The organism is Flavobacterium sp. LK-23 (genome assembly GCF_058135255.1).
Genome location: NZ_JBYUVT010000009.1, coordinates 46,167 through 60,736 on the forward strand (window position 1 = coordinate 46,167; position 14,570 = coordinate 60,736).

Sequence of the window (14,570 nt, forward strand, 5' to 3'; positions counted from 1 at the left end):
TTTGTTTCAGGTTTAAAGTTTCAAGTTGTTGGAAACTGCAGACACTATTTATTTTATTCTATTTTTGGAATCATGTTCCAAATATCTATAACAAATTCTTCTTGAATTGCTCTTAAATATTTTAAAGATTCAATTTCGTTTTCAATTTTTTCTGTGAAATAATCAAATGCTGAGATTTCTTTTTCGGCAATTCTTTCTTTTCTTCTTTGGATAAATCTTTTTCTATTTTTTACAAAAATTTCATCATTCAAATTCAAAAGATCAATTAAGTTTTTTGCTTCAATGTCTTCGGGATTATATAAAAAATAACCATCAGAATAAATTAACCTTGTTTCAAAATTTTCATCAAATGGATAAAGTATAGGTTCAATCCAAGTGGTTCTTTTAAGATTATTTGGTTTGTGCTTTACTATAAACCAGTTTTGATAAGAATCAGTTTCTAAATATTTTAAATTAGGATTAAAATGTTCTATATCAACGGCATCATTACATCCAATATATTCTTCGGTGTAGGCGCAAAAGTTTTTCTGTTCTTTTAAAAGGATAGAAGATAACTTTTTATTATTACCTTTTTTATAAATTATTTTTTGGATAATGATTTCAGAAGTTGGGTTCTTAAAAACTCTTTTCATGTTTAGAAATTATATTCTTCACCTAATTTTTCTAACTGTTCTGAAATTTCTTCCTTCTTTTTAGGATCAGTTTCGAAGTGTATTTTTTGTTTTAAGTCTAAATATTCCTGATGTTTTTGTTGCCCATATTTATTGATATAGTTAATTCCAAAATCATTATAAAGCATATCGTTTGGATCATCTCCAATTGGAGAACTTCCTCTACGGACTGCTACTTTTCCTTCATTATCAAAATATAAAATGAAACGTTCATCAGGCTCAAAAGAAGCGGCTACAAAAGGAGAATGAGTTGCAACAACAAATTGAGCTTCTGGAGCAAGATTTTTGTAGTTATCCATTAAATCCATTTGCATATCTGGATATAATGATCTTTCTGGTTCATCAATTAAAATTATTGAGTCTTTGGTTTCTAGTTTGAATAATGGTAAAAATGATAATAATAATCCTTTTGTTCCTGTACTAGTGTTTTGTATGGGTATTATTTCATCATTTTTTTTGTTTTTAATAGGTATGGAATATTCAGTATTAATTAAATCTACTTCTAAATTTAATTTTTCTAAAATCGGATTAAATTTCTCAGCAAAATCCTCCAGTTTGTTTGGATTATTTTGTTGCCATTTTTGAAATTCTAAACCTAATTTTTTTGCATCAGCAATTAAACCTTTGTGTATTAGCTCAGACATTTTCTGAGTAAAATTTTTACGGTAATTTAAAATTTCGTTTAATAAAATTAACCACAAATCAGAGTCAACATTATCATCAAAAATGATTGGATTTTCTTTTGAGTACATATTAGTCAAAATAAACCTTTCATCTATTCCCGGATATTTTTCGACTAAATCAGTGGGGTTCTTTGTAAAAAGTTCAATATTTTTTTCCGAAATTAAATTTGCTTTAAAATAATAAATGTAATTGCTAGTTGCATCACTTAATAAATTAGAAAAGTTTCCAGTATGTGCATATTTGAGTGATTGTCCATTAAAATTCAGTGTTTTGTTATTGATTTCAATTAAATCATCATTATGCTCAAAAATTACGCTGCCAAAATTAATAGGAATTCCAATTTTGTATGAAAAAACGCTATCTGAAACAATGCAATTATTTATAGAAATATGTCTCTCTTTAATTAACTCTAATAAACCAGTCTTCCCAGTAGCACTTTGTCCAATAAAACATATTTTATCTAAAGGTTCACCTTTTCGTTCACCACTTTGATAAGTAAAATCAAAATCTAGATTTTCTAAATGTCTAAACTGATCGATATGTAATTTTGAAATTTTCATTTATTGAATTTTTACAAAGCTAATTAAAAAAGGATTGATATTATAAACTGAAAAGCGGAGACTAATCACTAAGCGCTAATCACTTTAATAGTATTTTTAACTTCCTGTGCAATTCTTCTTGCTTCAGCCATATTTTCGTTTACAATTGTAACGTGACCCATTTTTCTGAAAGGGCGAGTTTGTTTTTTGCCGTAAATATGTGGCGTAACACCATCCCATCCTAAAATGGTTTCGATGTTTTCATAAATTACATTTCCAGAATGACCTTCGGCACCCACTAAATTTACCATAATTCCAGCAACTTTACTGTCAGTGTTTCCTAAAGGAAGATCTAAAATAGCGCGCAAATGATTTTCGAATTGTGAAGTATAACTTGCTTCAATTGAATAATGTCCAGAATTGTGTGGGCGAGGAGCAACTTCATTGACTAAAATTTCATCATCCTGAGTTTGGAACATTTCTACAGCTAAAAGACCAACATGATTAAATTTTTCTGAAACTTTTAAGGCAACTGCTCTCGCTTTTTCGGCTACTTTATCATCGATTCTTGCTGGGCAGATTACATATTCAACTTGGTTTGCTTCTGGGTGAAATTCCATTTCTACAACCGGATAGGTTTTCATTTCGCCCGATGGATTTCTGACCACAATTACCGCCAATTCATTTTTGAACGGAACCATAGTTTCTGCAATACATTCTACATTTGGAAGCGTATCTAAATCTGAAGCTTGACGAACTATTTTTACGCCATTTCCATCATAACCAAATTCAGTGCATTTCCATACAAATGGCAATTGTAAATCGTTAATTTTAGATTTTAGTTGATCTAAATTTTGGAATCTTTCAAATGGTGCAGTTGGGATATTATTTTTAGCGTAAAAATCTTTTTGAATGCCTTTATTCTGAATTCCTTTTAAAGTTTTTGGAGATGGATATATTTTTAGTCCTTCGTTTTCTAATTGCGTTAAAGCTTCAAGGTTTACCAATTCGATTTCGAAGGTCAAAACATCGACTTGTTTCCCGAAGTTGTAAACGGTTTCATAATCCATTAGATCGCCTTGAAAAAACTTGTTGCAGGCGATTTTGCTAGGCGCTTCGTCGCTCGGATCTAGAACGTAAGTTTGTATATCAAATTTTCTGGTGTCGAACAAAAGCATTTTACCTAATTGTCCGCCACCTAATATTCCCAATTTAAAATCAGAAGAAAAATAATTCATTTTGTGTTGTGTTTTTGCAAAGATACTTTTTAATCTTTTTTTAGCCAAAATTTCGTTGAGTACAAGTTTTTTCCGCCACGAATTCACGAATTTTTTTTTCCTTGCATTATGTATAAAAAAATAATTCGTGAATTGCTTCGCCTGTTCGCTATCGCTCGGGTCGTGGCTATTAAAAACTTATTTTATTTTCTTTAATACTTCTTTGGCAACGGCTTTATAGGCTGCAGAATGATCTCCGAAATCTTTATCAATTATTACTTTTAATTCGGGATGAATCCAGTCGTAATAATTTCCTAGAATATATAAAGTGCGAATCGAGTAGGCTTTTGTTGCGACTTTGGTGTCATTAATTAACCAATCAAAAGAAGCTTCAATACAGTCTTGGAGATTTTCTTCAGAAAGTTTTATGCAGTTTTCGTTTTTCTTATAATGCGATTTAACTAAAAGTTGTGTCACCTTTGCAATGGGGCGCATGGAACTTTCATCTTTTAAAACTTTCAAATTCGAACAGAAAAAATCAAGATGAGGCTGGAGCCAAAGCAATTCTTCATACGAAACAAATTCTAAAATCCAGCAGGCTTTATGATTGTTTTTATCTTCGGGCGAAAAGCAAATTGAAACCAATTCACTAAAAAGCGTGGGGTTTTCTAGAACATCTTGCGCAGCTTTGAGACGGTTTTCTCTATATGCATTTACGTAATCCAGTTTTTTTTGCAATTCGGATAGCATTGTTTTTGGTATTTAATACAACGCTAAAATAAGTAATTTAATGAGATAATTCCGTAATAATTTATGGGTAATCCAGGATAATAAAATCTCGGTTGCGCATTTCCAACTCCTGTTGCGTTGGTTAAAATCATAGAAGCATATTTTTCATTTGTTACATTATTGATTCCAGCGTCTAAACGTGCTTTTAAACCCGATAGAATTTCGAATTGGTAACCCGTTTTTAAATTCAAAAGAGAATAAGAATCTGAAAAATTGGCATTTGAATCGTTCATCGGGATTTTATCTGTGAACTGAAAATCGGCTGAAACATAAAACCCTGAATTGGTGTTTAGGATAAAACCAGCACTTGCCGTATTGGCGGGAACTCCAGTTAATTTGTTTCCAGAATAATCATTTCCGTTGTCGACAAATTCTTTGAATTCATAATTTCCGATAGATGTTCCGACATAAGAATTTAAATTAAAAGTTTGATTGATTGGCCAATTGTGGTTTAATGAGATTTCAATTCCTTCATGAAAGGTTTTTCCTGCATTTACGCCTTCGTATTGATCGTCGCCAATTCTTTTGGCAACTAATAAATCTTTAATTTCCATTCGATAAACGGCAATTTGTGTATACAGTTTTTTATTGAAGAAATGTAGTTTTCCTCCCAATTCAAAATTATAGCCTGTTTCCGGTTTGATGTTCTGATTGATATTTCCTGTTGAGGTTAAAGTTTCTTCGGTTGCGGGAAGAGAAAATCCTCGGCTTACAGAAAAGTAAAAAGTTTGAATTTCGTTTGGCTTAAATAAAAAAGAAAGTTGTGGCGAAAAAATGCCATCATAACTATATTCTTCCTTCGGGTTATCCGCGGAAGCGGCAAAATCATTCTGCAATTCGAATTTGGTTTTGTTGTAATTTAATCCTGCCTGAATTTCAAATCGATCAGAAAGTAAAGTTCTAATTTGCGAAAAAACATTATAAAAATGTCTTTTCTGGTCAGTTGCTGTAAGTTGATCGCCTTGCAAACTTCCGTTTCCATTATTTTGCTGATAAAGATTTTCAAAAGTATTACTGCTGTAATTATCTCTGAAATATTCCAATCCGGCAATAAATTGATTTTTGATTTTTCCGATTGTAAAATCACCAGAAAATTGTGTTCTTACGCCTGAGGCAAAAGTATATTGACGTAAAATATCAAAAGGTCGCGGTTCGTTGCTGTCTTTATAATTGATGAAAACCGAAGTCGAATTGTTGAGGTGATCGTTTATATGGAAATCATAAGCCAATCCGCCCAAAGTCGATTTGTATTCTTTAAAACCCTGTGAAGCAACCCAAGTTGGCGCGCCCGCCTGCGGATTATTTTCGAAAGTAGTTTTATTGATGGAACTCGGAATAAAAGCTTTTAAATAAGTATAATTAGAGAAGTATGTCAGTTTACTGTTTTTCTTTCGGAATAATTCTCCCGAAAGTGTAATTCCTTCCCGATTGTAAGCGCTATTTTGGCGCCATCCGTCTGTTTTTAAATTATGATAACTGAGACTTAAAGAAGAACTTTTTTCGTTCAAATCAAAACTTACTCTGTTTTTGAGCAAGCCAAAAGAACCAAAAACAGAACTTATTTCGGTTTGATAATTGCCTTTTTTTAATGTTTGAGGCGAAATGAGAATCGCTCCGCCCAAACCTGCTCCATAAATACTCGAAAGTGGCCCTTTTATGACTTCAAGTTGATTGATGTTTTGAAGATCGATATCGTCAATTACCGTTTCGCTGTTTCCAGATGTCAGCGGAATACTTCCGTAAAAAGCTCTAATTTTATTGGTTCCGTATGGAGTTCTCGCGCCAATTCCGCGAATCGAAATTCGGGTTGTGGTGATATTTGACGATTGCATAAAAACGCCAGGAATTGTATTAATGACATTGCTAATGTCTGTAGTGTTATTTCGAAGTAATTCTTTTTCGGATAAAATGCCAATCGATGAAGGACTATTCTGTAAATCACGATTGATATGAAGCGGACTTATTAAAACTTCATTCAGTTTTTGAGTTTTGACAGAATCAATATTTTGGACTTCTTTTTCTTGTGCAATTAGATTTTGTAAAATCGAAAAAACAATAATTAGAAAATAGTATTTTTTTAAAAACATATATTTTATGTAGCAATTCTAGGAATTTGGAATTTTATCTGAACAGATTACTATTGAGATTTATTTTTAACACATAGAAACATAGCATTGATTGAGGCAAAAAAGGCGTTTCACTTATCAAAAGCCACATAACAAAACTATGTGCGAAAACGAGTTTTCTTAATAACATCTTTTAAACAAAAATCTATGTCTCTATGTGTTTAAAATTTTCTTTTTATAATTATTCCAATAATTTTCGGAATTGGAATTTGAGATTTAAGTATTGTGATTTATTTATTGGCTGTAACCTTCCAAATCGTATTACTGCTATCATCATTTACTAAAAGCGATCCGTCATTCATCGCGGTTACGGCAACAGGACGTCCGTAAACTTCTGCTTTGTTTGCATCAGAAATAAAACCTGTTAAAAAATCTTCTGGTTTTCCTGACGGTTTTCCATCTTTAAAGGGAACAAAAAGTACTTTATAGCCCGAAATTTTAGAACGGTTCCAAGAACCATGCTGACCTACAAAAGCGCCGTTTTTATATTTTGCAGGAAAAGCATCTTTAGTATAAAAAGCCAATCCCAATGAAGCAGTATGCGAACCAACGGGAACATCTGGAACAATTGCTTTTTCGACTAAATCTTTTCTTTCGCCTTTCATTCTCGGATCAGGAATACTTCCAAAATAAGAATAAGGCCATCCGTAGAAACCATCTCTTTTTACACTTGTAATATAATCTGGAACTAGGTCGTCGCCCAATTCGTCTCGTTCATTTACTGCAGTCCACAGTTCTTTGTTGGCAGGATTCCAGTCCATTCCAACTGGATTTCTAAGACCCGAGGCGAAGATTTTTTCTCCAGTTCCGTCTGGATTAATTTCTAAAATTGCTGCGCGACGCACTTCTTTGTCCATTCCGTTTTCGCCAACATTACTTCCGGAACCCACAGAAACGTAAATTTTGTTTCCGTCTGGACTTGCCAATAAATTTCTTGTCCAGTGATTGTTGTAACCTCCCGCAGGAAGTTCAAGAATTTTTTCTCCTTTAGTTTCCAATTTAAGCGGATTGTTTTTATAAGGATAACGGTATAATCCGTCGGTATTGGCAATGTAGAAAAAGTCTTTTAGGACTAGCATTCCGAAAGGTTTGTTTAGTCCAGAAATAAAAACTTCTCTAGTTTCAAATTTTCCGTCCTTATCTTTATCTCGTAAAACTGTAATCTGATTTTTGCTATTGCGAGTTCCGCTTTCCACCACAAAAATATCTTGGTTCGGCGCAATGTAAGTCCAACGCGGATTCTCAAATCCGTCAGCAAATTTAGTTACGGTAAAACCTTCAGGGGCCTTTGGAGTTTTGCCAGCAGGCCAGCCAATCACTTTACTATTGTTGCTTTTTGATTCGGTTGCATAGGGTGGAGGAAGCGTAATATCTCCAATGGCAGTTTTTACAACATTGTTTGGCTGTTTCGCCAAAGCTTCTTTTTCTTCTTTTTTTACTTGCCCATTGCAGGCAGTCATTAAGGCTAATAATGGAATTGAAAATAAGGTTAAGGATTTTTTCATTGGTTTTTGGAGTTAAATAATTATAGTACAACAATTTACTTAAAATTCGGGTAGTCTCAAAAAATAATTTGTAAACATTAACTGATATTTAACATTCTTAAAAAATATCGCGATACACTCCATTTTGATAGAAGCAGTTAAGTTCTAATTCTTTATCTTTGTCCATTATTTTAAAATGAAAAATAATGATACAACTTCACGATAAACAATTTGTTCCGTTTATTTCGGCTAAAGAAATTGATTTTGCTTTAACTAAAATAGTGGCTCAGGTCGAAGATGATTTTGGAGATGATACGCCAATTTTTATTGGAGTTTTGAATGGCGCTTTTATGGTAGTGTCAGATTTTTTGAAAAAGTATAAAAAACCGTGCGAGGTTTCGTTTATCAAAATGGCATCGTATGAAGGAACTGAAACAACAAATTCGGTTAAAGAACTAATTGGAATTAACCAAGATTTGTCTGGAAGAACGGTAATTATTATTGAAGATATTATTGATACTGGAAACACAATTGAAGAATTAAAGCATTTGTTTAAAGCGCAGAATGTTAAGCATTTTAAAATTGCAACATTGTTTTTTAAACCAGAAGCTTATAAAAAAGATATAAAAATAGATTATATCGGAATTAGAATTCCGAACAAATTTATTGTAGGTTACGGTTTAGACTACGATGGTTTAGGAAGAAACCTAACTGAAGTTTACAAATTAGCAGAATAACAAAACACAACTATATATTCATTTAAAGACTTCTGAAAGACAGAAGTAACAACACTCATTTCAATTATGATTAACATCGTTTTATTTGGAAAGCCTGGTGCAGGAAAAGGAACTCAGGCAGAATTTTTAAAAGAAAAATACAATTTAACACACCTTTCAACTGGAGATATTTTTCGTTTTAATTTAAAAAATGATACTGAACTAGGAAAAAAAGCAAGAGTTTTTATGGACAATGGAGAATTGGTTCCTTGCGAAGTAACAACTGCAATGTTAATTGATGAGGTTAAAAAACATCCAGATACTGCAGGATTTTTGTTTGACGGTTATCCAAGAACAATCAATCAGGCAGAAGCTTTAGATAAATTTTTACCAACAATTGGGTCAAGCGTAACAGCAACAATCGCTTTAGAAGCTGATGACGAAATTTTGGTAAAACGTTTACTTGAAAGAGGAAAAACAAGCGGAAGAGCTGATGATCAAGACGAAGAAAAAATTCGTGTAAGATATCAAGAATATAATGAGAAAACAGCTCCTCTTATTGGATATTACAAAGAACAAAATAAGTTTCATGCCGTAGATGGTATCGGAACTGTGGAACAAATTACAGAGCGCTTAACGTCAGTTATAGATAATTTGTAGAAAGCTTTTTTAAGCTGTACGTTACTCCCGATAATTATCGGGCTCAAAAAAACTATTTTTCTAACTCTAAAACGGGCTTTTCAAATGTTTTTGACAATCAAAGTTTTTGGGTTAGAAAAATTAGTTTTTTAATTGACAGCCTTAATAAATTGAATACAAATTACATTTAACGAGACCATTTTATAACGAATCCCCTATCAATTGGAAATACTAATTATATTTTTTCTAATTCTATTAAACGGAGTTTTCTCCATGTCTGAAATCGCCTTGATTTCGGCCCGTAAAAACAGGCTGGAAACTGCTGCGAAAAAAGGCAACAAAAGCGCTAAAACGGCACTCGATTTAGCCAATTCCCCAAATAAGTTTTTATCTACTGTACAAATCGGAATTACCTTAATCGGAATTTTGACGGGTATTTATTCTGGTGACAAAATCACTGCCGATGTAGAGCTTTTTGTGGCAGGTTTTGCCTCTCTTAAACCCTATGCACATTCAATTGCAGTTGGAATTGTAGTGGTTGTATTAACTTTTTTCTCATTGGTTTTGGGAGAATTACTTCCAAAACGAATCGGATTAAATTATCCAGAAGCTATTGCTAAAATGGTTGCAATGCCAATGAAAGTGATTTCGATTATTACGGCACCATTTATTTGGCTTTTAACTTCATCAACAGATTTTTTGCTGAATGTTTTTCAGATAAAACCAACTGCTGACGGAAAAGTTACAGAAGAAGAAATTAAAGCCATTATTAAAGAAGGTACAGAAGTAGGAGAGGTTCAAGAAATAGAGCAAGATATCGTGGAACGTGTTTTTCATATCGGAGATAGAAAAGTAAGTTCGTTAATGACACACAGAAAATCTGTTGATATGCTTCCACTAAAAGCAGACAGAGAAAAGATTAAAGAATTGGTAGTTCAGGATCTGCATACTGTTTATCCAGTTTATAATGATAATTACGATGATATTGTTGGAGTTGTAACACTTAAAAATATTTTTGCTAACATCGAAAATGATAATTTTGATTTGTCAGCAATAGTTTCTGATGCACCTTATTTAATGGAGCAAACTACAGCATACAAAGCTTTAGAAAATTTCAAAAAAACAGGTGTTCATTACGCTTTAGTTTCAGATGAATATGGGGTTTTTCAAGGTTTAATTACTTTGAATGATATTCTGGAAGCTTTAGTTGGAGATGCATCTGAATTTTATAAAGATGAATTCCAGCTTATAGAAAGAGAAGACGGTTCATGGCTGGTTGACGGACATTATTCATTACACGATTTCTTAACTTATTTTGAGTTGGACGAATTAACAAACGATTACGAAGTAAATACCGTAAGCGGAATGATTATGACGGAGCTTTCACATATTCCAAAAGAAGGCGAAAAATTAGTTTGGCAGAAATTCGTCCTAGAGGTAATCGATATGGACGGTGTTAAGATTGATAAAGTGCTTGTGAGAGCATTGAAAGAGTAGAGAGAAAATTTGTTTCAAGTTTCATGTTTCAAGTTTCAGATTATGCATTACGCAACTTGAAACTTGAAACATGAAACTTGAAACTTTACATAAACAAAGAAAATGACAGAAGGAAATTTTGTAGACTACGTTAAGATATATGTTTCTTCCGGAAAAGGAGGAAAAGGATCTACGCATTTACATAGAGAGAAATTTATTGAAAAAGGAGGTCCCGACGGAGGAGATGGAGGCCGTGGAGGACATGTGTATTTAGTTGGAAATAAAGGACTCTGGACATTATTTCATTTAAAGTTTGCACGTCACATTAAAGCTGGTCACGGTGGAGATGGAGGTGGCGATCGTAGTACAGGTGCAGATGGAGAAGATAAAATCATTGAAGTGCCACTAGGAACTGTTGTAAAAGACAAAGAAACTGGAGAGACACTTTTTGAAATTACGGAACACGGAGAAAAACAGATTCTTGCAAGAGGAGGAAAGGGAGGTTTAGGGAACTGGCATTTTAGAAGTTCTACAAACCAAACACCTCGTTATGCACAGCCAGGTTTGCTTGGAATAGAAATGGATGTTATTCTAGAACTTAAAGTTTTGGCCGATGTTGGTTTAGTTGGTTTTCCAAATGCTGGAAAATCTACATTATTGTCTGTATTAACTTCAGCAAAACCCAAAATTGCAGATTATCCGTTTACGACTTTAAAACCTAATTTAGGAATCGTAGCTTACAGAGATTTTCAATCTTTTGTAATTGCCGATATTCCTGGAATTATTGAAGGTGCTGCCGAAGGAAAAGGTCTTGGTCATTATTTCTTGCGTCATATTGAGCGTAACTCAACATTATTATTTTTAATTCCAGTTGATACCGCTGATATCAAGGCAGAATATGATATTTTGGTGAATGAATTGACTAAATACAATCCCGAAATGTTAGATAAAGAACGTCTTGTTGTTATTTCAAAATGCGATATGTTGGATGACGAATTGAAAGCAGAGTTGAAAGCAGAATTAGATGTTTCGTTCAACGGAGTTCCTTATATGTTTATTTCGTCTGTTGCCCAGCAAGGTTTAACAGATTTGAAAGACAGACTTTGGAAAATGCTTAACGAGTAAAAGTATTTTACTAAAAATATAAAACCCGACAATATTATTTATTGTCGGGTTTTTACTTTTTGCACGAAAAAACAAAAAGTATTAAGATGGCTAAATCTTTACTTTTAATTATAATCCGAAGTTTTTAGAAATTCCGATGTTTAGAGTTTTTCCAAAGTTAAAACCAAAACGTTCTTGTCTTGGATCATTTTTTCCGTCAAGATTATCGTAATTGATTCCTCCAATAGAGAAATTCAAACCAAAACCATTTTTCATATTAATAAATAATCCTGGATCAAAACTTGCATACATTCCTTTTGCATTGTTTAGTGAAGTGTTTTGATATCCTGCACCTAAGTCTACATAAACAGAGAATAGTTCAGAAAGCGGAGTCGAGTAACGTACAAAACCACCAATTTTATATTTTTCAGTTGTGTCTGTCCCTTTTGTTTTTACGTTTGCAATAGAACCTTCAACTCCTGCTGTCCATTGGTCAGCAAACTGATATCCAACTTTTGGAGAAAATTCAAAATTTTCAAGTTTTGATTCTCCAATTTTCTCTGAGGAGAATCCAACATTTCCGCCTAATAGGATAGAGTTTTTCTGTGCACTTGCGATAGTTGTAAGTAATATTACAACTGCTACTAATAATTTTTTCATTTTAATTTCATTTTTATTTGGATGGCAAATGTAGGAGAAAACAATTTGTAAGAAAAGATTTAATTTATAATTTTAATTTTGAAAGTTTATTTTTATAAATAATGGTTTTAATTAAAGTTTAAAATCATTTTATCTAATCTTTTTATTATTTTTTGTGAAGTAACTTTTAAAATTTAAAGGTTATTCTTGTTTTGCTAAAATTGTGAATTTCGCAAAATCACCTTTTTGTTTTGTTTGTTATGTTTAGTTTAAGATTGTTTAGCTTATTTTTTTTGCGAAAATGAGTTATATTCGCATCACTTAAACAAAATAACATGAAAAAAGTAATTTTATTCTTGACCATGTGCCTTATGGCTTTCCCAATGAGAGCCGATGAAGGAATGTGGTTTTTGATGTTTATCGAAAGATTGAACCATAGAGATATGGAAAAAATGGGCTTGCAATTGACAGCCGAAGAAATTTACAGTATCAACAATCATAGCTTAAAAGATGCGATTGTACAATTCAATGGAGGCTGTACAGCTGAAATCGTTTCAAACAGCGGATTGGTATTGACTAATCACCACTGTGGATATAGCGCGATTGCAGAACTTTCAACTGCAGAACAAAATCATTTGAAAAATGGTTTTTGGGCAAAAAATCGTTCAGAAGAACTAAAGCCTAAATCTTTATACGTTCGTTTCTTTGTTCGTATGGATGATGTTTCAAAAAGAATCTTGTCTAAAGTAAATGATACTATGACAGAAACTGAAAGAAACAAAATCATTCAGCAAGAAATCGCTTTAATTGAAAAAGAAAACAGCGAAAACGGAAAATACACTGTTTCTGTTCGTCCTTTCTTTCAAGGAAATGAATATTACTATTTTGTTTATCAAGATTACACAGATGTACGTTTAGTTGGAACTCCTCCTGAAAGTGTTGGTAAATTTGGTGGAGATACAGACAACTGGGAATGGCCTCGTCAAACTGGAGATTTCTCTATGTTTAGAGTTTATGCAGATAAAGATGGAAATCCTGCAGCATATTCTAAAGACAATGTGCCATTGCAACCTAAACACCATTTGCCTGTAAGTTTAAAAGGAGTAAAAGAAAATGATTTTGCAATGATCTTAGGTTATCCAGGAAGAACAAACCGTTGGATGCCAGCTGGAGGAATTGAGCAAAACATTAAATATGCTTATCCTGCTTGGGTTGAAGGTGCAAAAACCGGAATGGATGTAATGAAAAAGTATATGGATAAAGATGCAACTGTTCGTTTACAGTATGCTTCTAAATATGCTTCAACTGCAAACTACTGGAAAAACCGTCAAGGTATGATCGATGCTTTAACAAAAGCTGGAACTGTTGATACAAAAGCAGAACAAGAAGATAAATTCTACGAGTGGGCAAGTAAACCTGCAAACAAAGAGAAATACGAAAATGTAATTCCGACTATAAACGATTATTACAGAGAAACAAACTTAAAAGCACGTCACGATAATTATTTGATGCAACTTTTACGTACTTCTAGTTATGCAACTGGACCTGCTAATTTAGGAAATGCATTAATTGCTTACTATAAAGAAAATGATGCTAAGAAAGCAGAAATGCTTCCTAAAATCAATGCAATGGTTGAAAGTATCTATGGTGAGTTTAATGCTCCGTTAGAAAAAGACATTTTGACAGCTCAATTGAATTTATACGCTTCAAAAGGTGCTGAATATGGTATTGCTTCAGAAATTGCAAAAATGAAAACAGCTAATAATGGTGACTTTACTGCAGATGTAGCAAAAGCAACTGAGATTAGTTATTTTACTAATAAAGAAAAAGTATTAGCATTTTTAGCTGATCCAAAACCATTAGCAATTGTGCACGATCCATTGTATATTATTTCTAATGATTTATTGACAAAATACCGTTCTAAAACAGACGATCAAGCAAAAGCAGATGATGGTTTTGCAACTGCTTACCGTAAATTGGTTGAAGGTTTAAGAGAATCTAAATTAAACGCAATTAAATATCCAGATGCAAACTCTACGTTGAGATTAACTTACGGAAAAGTTCGTGCTTTACCTGCAGATCCTCGTAACGATGCTAAAATCAATAACTATACTACAATGGAAAGTATGGTTAAAAAATACAAAGCAGGAGATCAGGAATTTGACTTGCCAGCTCGTTTATTAGAATTGAACAAGAAAAAAGATTTCGGACAGTATGCTGATAAAGCTGGTTATATGCCAGTAAACTTCTTAACTGATAATGATATCACTGGAGGAAATTCTGGTTCACCAGTTCTTAACGGAAAAGGAGAATTAATTGGAATTGCTTTTGACGGAAACATCGAAGCAATGGCTGGAGACGTAATTTTTGATCCTAAATTACAAAGAACGATCAACGTTGATATTCGTTACGTACTTTGGATTATTGACAAGTACGCTGGTGCTAAAAACATTATTGACGAATTGACGATTGCTAAATAATCTTTA

Annotated in this window: 12 protein-coding genes; 5 read left to right on the forward strand and 7 right to left on the reverse strand. The window is 32.9% G+C overall.

Going from position 1 to position 14,570, the window contains the following annotated elements; genetic code table 11:
- Positions 1 to 53: 53 nt before the first annotated feature.
- The 6 genes from AC3Y25_RS14555 to AC3Y25_RS14580 all read right to left on the reverse strand — a co-directional run bounded on the left by AC3Y25_RS14555 (position 54) and on the right by AC3Y25_RS14580 (position 7,531).
- The gene (locus AC3Y25_RS14555; protein ID WP_489903220.1) at positions 54 to 632 is read right to left on the reverse strand and encodes a hypothetical protein; all 579 of its coding nucleotides are present in this window, start codon (positions 630 to 632) and stop codon (positions 54 to 56) included.
- Positions 633 to 634: 2 nt separating this feature from the next.
- Positions 635 to 1,915, reverse strand: coding sequence for an AAA family ATPase (locus AC3Y25_RS14560; RefSeq protein ID WP_489903221.1), 1,281 nt, complete (start codon positions 1,913 to 1,915; stop codon positions 635 to 637).
- A 68-nt stretch (positions 1,916 to 1,983) separates the two neighbouring features.
- Entirely contained in the window at positions 1,984 to 3,132 is a 1,149-nt protein-coding gene (locus AC3Y25_RS14565; RefSeq protein ID WP_489903222.1) for a 5-(carboxyamino)imidazole ribonucleotide synthase, read from the reverse strand.
- Positions 3,133 to 3,309: 177 nt separating this feature from the next.
- A complete protein-coding gene (locus AC3Y25_RS14570; protein WP_427875282.1) occupies positions 3,310 to 3,861 on the reverse strand; it encodes a HEAT-like fold family protein in 552 nt (183 codons plus the stop codon).
- A 23-nt stretch (positions 3,862 to 3,884) separates the two neighbouring features.
- Positions 3,885 to 5,987: a TonB-dependent receptor gene (locus tag AC3Y25_RS14575; RefSeq protein WP_489903223.1), complete on the reverse strand. Its 2,103-nt coding sequence runs from the start codon at positions 5,985 to 5,987 to the stop codon at positions 3,885 to 3,887.
- Between the two features lie 269 nt (positions 5,988 to 6,256).
- On the reverse strand, positions 6,257 to 7,531 hold the full coding sequence (locus AC3Y25_RS14580; protein WP_489903224.1) for a PQQ-dependent sugar dehydrogenase: 1,275 nt from the start codon (positions 7,529 to 7,531) through the stop codon (positions 6,257 to 6,259).
- 185 nt (positions 7,532 to 7,716) lie between these two features.
- On the opposite strand from AC3Y25_RS14580, the gene hpt reads away from it, so the two are divergent.
- From hpt to obgE, 4 genes are all read left to right on the forward strand, one after another.
- A complete protein-coding gene (gene hpt, locus AC3Y25_RS14585; protein WP_244165420.1) occupies positions 7,717 to 8,247 on the forward strand; it encodes a hypoxanthine phosphoribosyltransferase in 531 nt (176 codons plus the stop codon).
- A 66-nt stretch (positions 8,248 to 8,313) separates the two neighbouring features.
- Complete coding sequence (locus AC3Y25_RS14590; RefSeq protein WP_427875278.1) at positions 8,314 to 8,886, forward strand: adenylate kinase; 573 nt, start codon at positions 8,314 to 8,316, stop codon at positions 8,884 to 8,886.
- A 201-nt stretch (positions 8,887 to 9,087) separates the two neighbouring features.
- Complete coding sequence (locus AC3Y25_RS14595) at positions 9,088 to 10,362, forward strand: hemolysin family protein (protein WP_489903225.1); 1,275 nt, start codon at positions 9,088 to 9,090, stop codon at positions 10,360 to 10,362.
- Positions 10,363 to 10,464: 102 nt separating this feature from the next.
- Positions 10,465 to 11,466: a GTPase ObgE gene (gene obgE, locus AC3Y25_RS14600; RefSeq protein ID WP_248728288.1), complete on the forward strand. Its 1,002-nt coding sequence runs from the start codon at positions 10,465 to 10,467 to the stop codon at positions 11,464 to 11,466.
- Positions 11,467 to 11,574: 108 nt separating this feature from the next.
- Here obgE and AC3Y25_RS14605 read toward each other — a convergent pair whose 3' ends face one another.
- Entirely contained in the window at positions 11,575 to 12,105 is a 531-nt protein-coding gene (locus tag AC3Y25_RS14605) for an outer membrane beta-barrel protein (RefSeq protein ID WP_489903226.1), read from the reverse strand.
- Between the two features lie 314 nt (positions 12,106 to 12,419).
- Here AC3Y25_RS14605 and AC3Y25_RS14610 point away from each other — a divergent pair, with 314 nt between their 5' ends.
- On the forward strand, positions 12,420 to 14,564 hold the full coding sequence (locus AC3Y25_RS14610; RefSeq protein ID WP_489903227.1) for a S46 family peptidase: 2,145 nt from the start codon (positions 12,420 to 12,422) through the stop codon (positions 14,562 to 14,564).
- The last annotated feature ends 6 nt before the right edge of the window (positions 14,565 to 14,570 follow it).

Bases quoted from the DNA above. Each gene is read 5' to 3' on its own strand.
- AC3Y25_RS14560 (WP_489903221.1), bottom strand. From the start codon at position 1,915: ATGAAAATTTCAAAATTACATATCGATCAGTTTAGACATTTAGAAAAT.
- hpt (WP_244165420.1), top strand. From the start codon at position 7,717: ATGATACAACTTCACGATAAACAATTTGTTCCGTTTATTTCGGCTAAA.
- AC3Y25_RS14590 (WP_427875278.1), top strand. From the start codon at position 8,314: ATGATTAACATCGTTTTATTTGGAAAGCCTGGTGCAGGAAAAGGAACT.
- obgE (WP_248728288.1), top strand. From the start codon at position 10,465: ATGACAGAAGGAAATTTTGTAGACTACGTTAAGATATATGTTTCTTCC.
- AC3Y25_RS14575 (WP_489903223.1), bottom strand. From the start codon at position 5,987: ATGTTTTTAAAAAAATACTATTTTCTAATTATTGTTTTTTCGATTTTA.
- AC3Y25_RS14570 (WP_427875282.1), bottom strand. From the start codon at position 3,861: ATGCTATCCGAATTGCAAAAAAAACTGGATTACGTAAATGCATATAGA.
- AC3Y25_RS14610 (WP_489903227.1), top strand. From the start codon at position 12,420: ATGAAAAAAGTAATTTTATTCTTGACCATGTGCCTTATGGCTTTCCCA.
- AC3Y25_RS14555 (WP_489903220.1), bottom strand. From the start codon at position 632: ATGAAAAGAGTTTTTAAGAACCCAACTTCTGAAATCATTATCCAAAAA.
- AC3Y25_RS14605 (WP_489903226.1), bottom strand. From the start codon at position 12,105: ATGAAAAAATTATTAGTAGCAGTTGTAATATTACTTACAACTATCGCA.
- AC3Y25_RS14580 (WP_489903224.1), bottom strand. From the start codon at position 7,531: ATGAAAAAATCCTTAACCTTATTTTCAATTCCATTATTAGCCTTAATG.
- AC3Y25_RS14565 (WP_489903222.1), bottom strand. From the start codon at position 3,132: ATGAATTATTTTTCTTCTGATTTTAAATTGGGAATATTAGGTGGCGGA.